Raw genomic sequence first — 210 nt, forward strand, 5'->3', positions numbered from 1 at the left:
CGCGAAGTACACGTACGCCGCGAGGTCGTAGAACACCGCGTAGAACGCGAGCAACCCGAACGGCGCCGCCACGAGCAGCGCGTACACGACACGGGACGGCATGTCGCCGAGCCGCACCGCGAGGGTGCGCTTCCCGGCCGCGCGGTCCTGCACCCGGTCGCGGAGGTTGTTGACGTGCAGCACGGCGACGGCGAACAGGCCGGCCGCGAC

At 71.9% G+C, this 210-nt stretch carries 1 protein-coding gene; it reads right to left on the reverse strand.

All coding sequences use genetic code 11. The features are described 5' to 3' along the window. Window positions 1–210, reverse strand: a 210-nt coding sequence (locus FJ658_RS15110; RefSeq protein WP_181408492.1) for a UbiA family prenyltransferase, incomplete at both ends; no start/stop codon positions are given.

Source organism: Schumannella sp. 10F1B-5-1, from assembly GCF_006517535.1.
GTDB lineage: Bacteria > Actinomycetota > Actinomycetes > Actinomycetales > Microbacteriaceae > Schumannella.